The organism is Paenibacillus koleovorans NBRC 103111 (genome assembly GCF_004000845.1).
Classification (GTDB): Bacteria; Bacillota; Bacilli; order Paenibacillales; family NBRC-103111; genus Paenibacillus_AA; species Paenibacillus_AA koleovorans.
The window spans coordinates 35542-44402 of sequence record NZ_BIMA01000054.1 but is presented as its reverse complement, the minus strand read 5'-3'; the positions used below and the strand labels follow the sequence as shown (position 1 = coordinate 44402).

Genomic DNA, 8861 nt, shown 5'->3' with positions numbered 1-8861 from the left:
AGAGCTTCGTCGATTGGCGTTCCCGCCGTGAGAAAACCGTCCGCCTGCTCCAGCTTGCGAAACAGCGCTTCCCGGTCTTTCGGCTCGCCCGCCTCCCACTTGCCGACTCGCACGAAACCCTCCAAATATTGCTCCACTTCGGCCGGAATCGGTTTGTCTACGAACACATACGGCTTCATTTTAAATCCCCCAAATCGAGTTTCTGTCGCCAAGAAAACGTCCTAGAGTTCGATGCCGAATAACGCCAGCCGCTCTCGAAGAACTTGCGCCATGCAAGTCCATTCGAAATGCGGGGGTTATCTTACCGCCCGAGCCATCCTCCGTCCACCGCAAGCAGATGTCCGTTGATATAATCGGAGGCATCGGAGGCAAGAAAAATAACAGCCCCGTTCAAATCTTCCGGTCTTCCCCAACGTCCCGCAGGGATTCTTTCAATAATCTGCCTGTTCCGCACTTCATCTGCTATCAATGCCGCATTCATATCCGTGTCGATATACCCGGGAACAAGGGCATTTACGTTTATTTGGTATTTCGCCCACTCATTGGATAAAGCTTTAGTCAATTGCGCGATGCCGCCCTTCGCCGCCGCGTATGCCGGCACATTGATTCCCCCTTGAAAGGATAGCAGCGAAGCAAAATTGATAATCTTCCCTCTCTTCTGCGGAATCATCACTCTCCCGGCCTGCTGGCATAATAACCATACTGTTTTGAGATTGACTTGAAGCACATCCTCCCAATCTATATCCGCAAAATCCACTGCCGGGGAGCGTCGCTGAATACCCGCAATATTAACCAGTACATCCATTTTCGAAAAATGCTCAACCACAGTCGGAACGGCCGCCTTCACTTGTTCCTCCTGCATAAGATCGCAAGCAATAATAGCGCAATTTCGTCCCAATTCTTGGATTTCATCCCTTACCTCGGTTAGTTCTACGTTGCGCTGCAACAGGGCAATATCCGCTCCCTGACGAGCCAATGCAAGCGCAACCGTCCGTCCGATCCCGCGTGTGCCACCCGTAATTGCCGCTACTTTGCCTGTAAGATCAAACAATGATTGCATCAGGCTGCTCCTTATTATGGGTTCGTTCTGTGAAATGCTGATCGCTCACACGACTGGCCAAATGTCCATCGCCAATGCTCGAAAATCACGAACACGATGTAACGTAACGAGATCCGCATCATGCTGGTCGACAGCGTGATGCGAAGTCCGTGATGTGATCACAAGATCGTCACCATCGATAACAACCGACGGGTACATGAAAGATTGTGTCAACTTCTCCGCCTTTGCAATACAACCGGCAGGAAACCAGTTGAGCGCGTCGCAAGCGTACCATAGCATCATATAGCGTCTATCGTTCCCCACGGTTCCCTGATAGGCAGTTTCTTCGAGTTTGGAAGAAATCTCAATTAAATTTTGCGAGTTGGAGGGAACGTTGGAGGCCATCCAATATAGTTTGGAAATATCGTCGTAAACGATATAAAACTTGCATTGTCCTCCCGGCAAGGACACGAATTGGGTAAAGGAAATCGATGCTCCCTCTGCATGCAACGCAATATCGAATGCGGCTGCAATATTGGCAGTGCCTTGACGATCAATAACGGCACGGGCGAGAACGCGCAGACGTCCTCCCACTTCTACAACATTTCCTTCCAGACAGTGCATGGAAGGACCTGGAAACAATCCCGGATTCAACTCCTTGGGAATGACCATTTCCGCTCCTTCGGTAATTCTCCATGCGGCGGGATTAAGCACTCCCTCCTGCAAATTGCAGGAGGCGACCGCCATTTTTCTGAACGGTCCTTCACTGATCGCCCAATACAGCGTACCATCCTTGACTACCATCGGCATTTGACACGTGGAGTATTTATGGGTCCCTTTAATAACTTCAACCGGCTCCGTCCATGTTTTTCCGTGATCGTCGCTGGCTATGGCATGTATGCCTACATAACGCAATCCCTTGTAGAGATCTACTCTGTCGTCCGTAGCCAGAGTGGCCTCCAAATCGGTATGGGCATCCATCTTCTGATGGTCCGCTTCTCGATACGGAACAGCCATGAAAAACAAGTAAAGCCTGCCCTCGAAATAAAACGGAATGTTATCCGTATAGGGCAAATTGTCGTTCACCGTATGCCACGTCGATCCCTTGTCTTCACTAAGAAGAATATGCAATTGGTATGGTTCTCTTCTTTTGTGCGGTATCGTTTGCTTGTAATACACCGGAACAGTCGTCAAATATTTCCCATCCGGAAGCATGATGAACGCAGGATCGATAATCATGTAGTATGCTCCCTCCTGCTCGCTTTCCGGCACACGAAGGATCGTGGTGTAATCTTGGGCCAACGGCAATGCCATATGAGACTGTTGCATTAGTCAATACTCCCTTTCCGCACTCAGGTCTGTTGTCTATTGATCGGCTTCAATTCGGGTCCGGATACAAGTCCAGCGCCAGCCGGCGAAAATGGTGCACGCGATGGAGCGCGGCGAAATCCGCATCATGACGATTCGGTGCCTGAACGCTTGATCGGGAAATGATCACCAGATCATCTCCATCGATGACCGGCTTCGCATACATGAACGACTGGGTCAACTGACCGGCCCGTGCCACACAACCGGCCTGGAACCAATTCATACCGTCCAGACCATAGAAAAGCATCAGAAAACGCCGATCGTCTCCGCCAGGCAGAGGAGCAAAAACACGGTCAGGCTCAGTGCCTTGCTCCTTTATTTTCCAATTAAACACTTTCTGGCTATCGACCGTAAGGTTGGCCGTAGCCCAGAACATGCAGGACACCTCATCCCAAATCACGCAAAACTTCAGATGTCCGCCGGGCATCGGAGAGAACTGTACAAATGTCGCATCAAGCTTGCTGCCGTCATCGGCTATATCGGCAACTGCGCATAGATTTGCCGTAGTTTGGCCTTTGAGCTTGACTGTGGCAAGCATGCGTAATTGGCCGTTGACATCGATGAGGTTAGGCTCCAGGTAATGGCTGGCATTCTCAGCAAACCGAACATTGAACAACGCGTCCGTATGCTCCGGAAAAAACACCGGATTCGACATACGCCAAGACCCGGGATCCATAGGACCGCGGCGCAGGTCTCCCGTGATCGCCCGGGGAGCGCGACAAGCGCCATGGCGAATATCGTCAGGCTGTTCATAAGCGCTGCCGAGTCCAAGATCGTCAATAGCCCAATAAAGGCGATGATCCCGGATGACCATGCCTGTGTGGCAATTCCAGAAATGCCCTTCGAACAATGTCACCGGCTCCGTCCAGGTGCTGCCGCCGTCATCGCTTCTTAGTAACAGCAGATCATCATTTCGGTATTCCGTGCCCCCCTTGTTGGCAAATAAATAAAGCGCTCCCTCGTATACCCAAGGAATAGCCGAATAAAAATTGAATTCCGCAATTTTCTGCCATTCCTTCCCGCCATCGGCGCTTTTCAGAATATGTGAACGACTTTGATCTGCACGCCTTTCTTTGCTCCATATAAAGCGCGGTACAACTGGCACTGCTGCAACCAAATCGCCATTGTCCAGACGAACTAATCCGCATCCTTCCACGTAGCGCTCTACATCGGGGTTATGCCACACTATAGTGTAATCCTGAGCCATTGGTTGAACCTTGCTGCTAGTTTCAGTCATTGTAAGGTTCCTCTCCGTTAGTTCGCGGTGCCTCTTCTGCTGCTGCTACCAGAACCGAGCCTGATTCATCTGTTACCTTACAGCAAAATGCCCATCCGCCGTGGTTGGCGCCTAGCTCATTGGACAGCTTCAGCAGCAGCGTATTTGCACCTGCCTTCAGCTTCACTTGAATCGTTTTGTCTCGAAACGCGGTATGCTTGCCCATCGGATAAACAACCTCGTTCAACCGAATAACCAATTCGTCATCCCATGCCACCCGGAGCGACACGGTCGTCTCTCTCTCGGCGTACAATGTACAGCGGGCAAGCGCCACCCCGGCTTCAGTCGGAGCTACACTCTTGGCATTGGGCCGGAATACATGCCGAAAATCGACAAAACCATGTAAAGCGTTCCGCCGCAGCCATCTTGCCTGATGTTTGCCGCTGTTCACGGAACCCGCTGTCAACCATAAGGAATCCTCGTTATGCATGCCATCGTATAATTGATCCGGGAAAAACTCGATCTCGGCAGCTAGCGTCGTATCCATCGCCTTATTGCTCCGATTGAAGAACGGTCCGCATACCCACCATTGCCCAGAAGCGGGCAACTCCAAATCATTGGTGCCGAGGGGCATCGTGAGGTTCATGCCTCTCGAGTTTGGCATTGATGCATTGCCGGTTAAGGCATGCGGCTGCAAATAAGTAAAAGACGGCATTTTGAAAAAGGGTCGCACAGGCTTCTCCTGGTACCAATACACAGTGGAGCATATATCATTGCTCATAGAGCCAAAGCGCACATGAATCGATTCCTCAAAATGGATCGATTCGTTTTCATAAAATCGGTACCCGACGAGACGTTGCGCGGGTCGGGCTTCTCCGGTATCCTCATGGACATAATACGGGATTCCTTGATACAAATAGGATTCCGGCGGATTGTGCAAGGCTCCTCCAAAACCGGCCCCAAACGTATCCTCGCCGCCAATACCGCGAATATAGGCAGGATATTGGCCCAACCCGTCTATATAAATATTGTCTCCACCTCCATGGCTCCAACGGTCTTCATTATCGATCAGCCGGACGCCATACACAAAGCCGAGCAGTTGGCCTGGACCGTCGGCATCCAAAATCAAGTAATCTTCGCCATAACTTTGGGTAGGCATCTCCCTGCGCCATCTGGCCGCGAATCTTCTCGCTTCCTTCAACTCCTGGCCGGGATAACGATGCCAATCCACCATCAAGTAGACCGTCTTTGACTTCTCCCCACCTTCCAGTTCGATACGCGCCGAGCGAGCAAACGGCATTTTAAAGTAACAGCTGTACCCGGACTCTGCTGAAACTGCAAGGTAAGGAGTATTTATTGGATAAAACTTCTTGCCATGCATTACACCAAAGAAATCACCTATAGGCGCTTCCACATAAGGAATCGGCTCATCATCGAAATATATGCGAATAATGGTATCCCTGTTGCCATTTTCCTCGCGCGTTGGCGTTATCCAAAGATGTTGGATGCAGCCTGGACCTTCAAGCTGGGCAAAGCTGCATCGTTCCCCTGCTTTAAGATGCTGCTTGAGGCTTACGCGGTCAGCAACCGCGCGCTCTGGTAAATTCAAATTCATTGGTTTCTCTCCTCTATTACCTCGATTACCTCTATTACCTCTATTACACTCCCCAATATTGCGCTCTCCGGAATTGGTTAATCGGTGACACGTACATAATCAATATTGACGATTTGACCACTTCCTGCTGCGGGATTCAGAGCATCCAGCCTCAACTGCTTGATCGTTCCGGCCCATGCCGCATTGGTCGACATATCTACAACGTAATCCGTATAGTCGCTATTGGGCACAAGCGTAAAGTTCACTTTTTTCGCAGCATTCCAGGTGGTATCCGAATTGGTTATAAAATAGATGCCGCCAGTAGTCTGGCTCGTATTGTTTTTCATTCGGATGCGGATTTTGGTATTGTTGACTGGGTCAATTGCCAAATTGTCAGGCGACTTCACCTGCGGATCCGTGCCGCTTGAAGTTAGGTTCATTGCGCCTGCCGACACCGCCATGCTGACTTGGTAAAACGCCGTCCACCCTTCGGATGAGCCGCTTGTATTAAAGTTCCAATCTTTTGCGCTTGTATAGCCCGTATACGATTGGTATAGCTCCAATACTTCGGCTGCACTCAAAGCCGTGCTATAAATGTTCACCTCATCCACATTGCCCTTCATATAATCGATATTGGTAGCAGACTTATAACCGAACCTAAGCGGCGAAGTACCGTTGTAAACACTCCCGGAAATGGGCTGTAATCCGCTTCCCTGAAGGACTCCGTCTACATATACCTTGACCGTAGTTCCGTCATAAGTACCTACAATATGATGCCATTGGTTCAAAGCAAGAATGGCGCCAAAGCTAGCCTTTGTTCCTGTGGCATTCCATGCATCATTCGTTGTACGGATGGCAAAATGTCCTGCCCCTGTCGAACCGATGGCTATCCGATAAGATGGGCTGCTGGAGACAGAATCTTTGCCAACCGGAACATAATTTTGCACAGGAAGCTGCGCGAGGTACACCCAAGCGGATACGGTTAGCGAGCCCATCCCATCTAAGGTGCTGCTATCAGCAACGGTTGCATAATCATCGATGCCATCCAGCTCCAACGCATTGAAGCTTATACCTGGTGCCCAGGCCGCCCCATTCACGAGTGTTGCCGTATTGCCATTCCCGGATAGGTCGGCGGCGGTTGTTCCGCTTGTTTCATTGAAGCTCCACTTCCCTTTCAGGGTCGGTTGGATCGATTTTTGGAAAGTTGCCTTGAACGTCTTTCCTTTCGCCGCATTGACATTTATTGAAAGCTTGAGGGTTGGACTTTGCTGCAGTACGGTAATTTGGGAATCTTTGGATAACAGTTGAAAGTCAGGCTGGTGGATCTCAAGGGTGATACTTCCGTTGTAGGCCTGGGTCGGGTCGGATACGGCAACCGTCAGCTCATTGCCGGATTCATGCACCATCACGGCAGCAATTTTATTGCTGGTCAAATAAGGTGCGCTGTCGGCATACACTGTCTGTGTCACATTGGTCCAGAAATTAGCGCCGGTAACATGGAGCTGCTTTTCTCTTACCGCCTGGACACTGGTAGTGTTCGCCAAAATCTCCACATCCGGGTTGGCTGCGTAGCTGCTTGTTTGTGTACTCGTCTTGTTAGGCAGCAGTACATAAGCATAATTACTGTTTGTAGGGTTCGTCCCATGCTCCAACCACAAAGTCAGGTAAGAGTTGGTTTTCGGATCGGTCGAGCCGTTGTTCGTATTAATCGCATTCCACGTGCCGGTGCGCGATTCCCGGATGGTCTTGATGGTGGGTGCGTCAGGAAAATAGTAGCCGATCTCACTGCCTGGTACATTCCCCTCAAGGTTCATCCAATTGGTGCCCGCATACGTTTGGGTGCCCAAGGCAAGCGAGGTGGATTCCGCGGTTTCATCGTTTACCTTAAAAACGTTGTCGCCTGCTGATGTTAGCTTGCGGTTCTCGATAATGGTCTCAACGGCTTTGCCGCCTGTGCTCGTAACCCCGCTGCCCAACGCGACAATTTCGTTATCGAACATAAACCACGATTTTAGTGCCGACAGGGTGGAGTTGCTCGGATGCAGCGCCATTTGCGCCGTTCCATAGCTTCCCATTGAGACACCGCCAACCGCATTTTTATCACTGAACCCGGAAACAACCGATGTATTGCTCTGTACGGTCGTTCCCGGAAGCCGGTAAGGGTCGACTGTCGCCCAGAAATTACCGCCAAACTGTTCGAGGTCATCGTTATATAGATAAGTCATGCCGTCGGAGGTATGCCAGCCCTTTAGATTTTCCTGGTTGATGCTTTCAAAATTTTTGATTTTATTGGAATGCATGCTGACAGCAAAGCCGAAGCCGGGCTGCAAATGGACAGCCTGCGTCATCGCAGGGAATATTTTCGTCATCACCAATTCGCTTCTGGATGTAATGCCCGAATCGTTCATGATCGATTTGCCCAATTCGATGGAACGGAGCGGTACGTCCGCATAGAAGTTGATGCCGGAGCCTGCCTCGCTCTCCATCCACGCCTTGAACATTTGCTTATAGGCAAGCGCATCCGTTGTTGGGGCGAATTGCGACAGCAAGACGATGGAAGCCATCACTTCATGCCCCGCCTTATGGTCCGAGGAGGAACCCCAGGATATTACCCTGCCTCTCGTCATGTCCATCATGGCACCTTTATAGATCAATGGCTCATAGGAATCGTACACCCATTTAAATACATTTTGTTGGTTCACATGGGTTACAGCCCAGGTTGATCCATCCAGGAGGTACATCAGGCTGGCCATGTCGGACAATAAATCCTTGCCATATCCCCCGGTATAAGGGAAATATTTATGCTGGATAAAGGACCCATCGGTGTAAAATCCGTCGCCACTTGTACTATAGCTGAATACATCGGTCAAAGCATCGCGGGCTGCCGCGATTTTGGCGGAGTCCTTTATCAAGATACCCCGGGTTCCCACAACCGTTGCTTTCCATACCCGGTTAGCTCCCGTAGCATTAGTATTGCCTTGCAATTTCGTCGGGTCTGGAGAAAATTGATTGACCGCTTTCATATAGTTCGCAATTTGGGTATTGTTGAGTTGGTCGTACATTAGCACTACCGTGTCATTTAACGCGAGTGGCGCACCAATTTCCCAATCCCACCAATTGTTGTAACGCGTGGTGCTTTCGCTGTAGCGGTTGGCATACATCCAATCCAAAGCGCTTACGATGTCTGCAGCGAGCGCAGCATCATTTTCCAAGGAAGAGCCCTTCGTCTGGTAGGCCAGAGCCATAGCCCTCAATCGCCCGTAAGCTGATGTAATATGACTGGAAAGGGTTACACTTTGCAGATTGCTCCATAAATAAGTTCGTCCTGTTGCGGTATTTAAACTGTCCCAATACGTTTGGGCTCTTGCCGTTACTGTCGTCACTGCCGCCGCGATGTCGGAGTCGGACGAATTCACGTCCCCCCCATCCAGTTGCTCCAGCAGCTTCAAACGCAGGCCATCATATTCATCCGAAGCTGAAACCGTCGTACCGCTGCAATACGCGGCAATACTCAAGCAAAATAAACATAACGCCATCATGAATATCAACGTAGACCATTTTTTGTTGATTCTTATCGGACCCATCCCTGTCATCAAAGCCTCCATAAATAAAAGAGTATGCTTACGTTTCTGCCTTATCTATCG

5 protein-coding genes are annotated in these 8861 nt (G+C 50.2%); all 5 read right to left on the bottom strand.

Annotation, left to right across the window (positions count from 1 at the left end; all coding sequences use genetic code 11):
- Positions 1–301 precede the first annotated feature (301 nt).
- The 5 genes from PKO02S_RS18235 to PKO02S_RS18215 all read right to left on the bottom strand — a co-directional run bounded on the left by PKO02S_RS18235 (position 302) and on the right by PKO02S_RS18215 (position 8810).
- A complete protein-coding gene (locus PKO02S_RS18235) occupies positions 302–1060 on the bottom strand; it encodes an SDR family oxidoreductase (RefSeq protein WP_164821534.1) in 759 nt (252 codons plus the stop codon).
- 45 nt (positions 1061–1105) lie between these two features.
- Positions 1106–2368 carry a sialidase family protein gene (locus tag PKO02S_RS18230; RefSeq protein WP_127585277.1) on the bottom strand — a complete coding sequence of 421 codons (1263 nt, stop codon included), beginning with the start codon at positions 2366–2368 and terminating at the stop codon, positions 1106–1108.
- Positions 2369–2417: 49 nt separating this feature from the next.
- Positions 2418–3644: a hypothetical protein gene (locus PKO02S_RS18225; RefSeq protein ID WP_127585276.1), complete on the bottom strand. Its 1227-nt coding sequence runs from the start codon at positions 3642–3644 to the stop codon at positions 2418–2420.
- The gene (locus PKO02S_RS18220; RefSeq protein WP_127585275.1) at positions 3637–5238 is read right to left on the bottom strand and encodes a DUF2961 domain-containing protein; all 1602 of its coding nucleotides are present in this window, start codon (positions 5236–5238) and stop codon (positions 3637–3639) included. The genes PKO02S_RS18225 and PKO02S_RS18220 overlap by 8 nt, the downstream gene beginning before the upstream one ends.
- Positions 5239–5315: 77 nt before the next feature.
- A complete protein-coding gene (locus PKO02S_RS18215) occupies positions 5316–8810 on the bottom strand; it encodes a polysaccharide lyase family 8 super-sandwich domain-containing protein (protein WP_164821533.1) in 3495 nt (1164 codons plus the stop codon).
- Positions 8811–8861: the final 51 nt, after the last annotated feature.

What these genes read in the sequence shown, in the direction of transcription:
- PKO02S_RS18230 (WP_127585277.1), bottom strand. Translation starts at nt 2,368, where the DNA reads ATGCAACAGTCTCATATGGCATTGCCGTTGGCCCAAGATTACACCACG.
- PKO02S_RS18225 (WP_127585276.1), bottom strand. Translation starts at nt 3,644, where the DNA reads ATGACTGAAACTAGCAGCAAGGTTCAACCAATGGCTCAGGATTACACT.
- PKO02S_RS18215 (WP_164821533.1), bottom strand. Translation starts at nt 8,810, where the DNA reads ATGACAGGGATGGGTCCGATAAGAATCAACAAAAAATGGTCTACGTTG.
- PKO02S_RS18220 (WP_127585275.1), bottom strand. Translation starts at nt 5,238, where the DNA reads ATGAATTTGAATTTACCAGAGCGCGCGGTTGCTGACCGCGTAAGCCTC.
- PKO02S_RS18235 (WP_164821534.1), bottom strand. Translation starts at nt 1,060, where the DNA reads ATGCAATCATTGTTTGATCTTACAGGCAAAGTAGCGGCAATTACGGGT.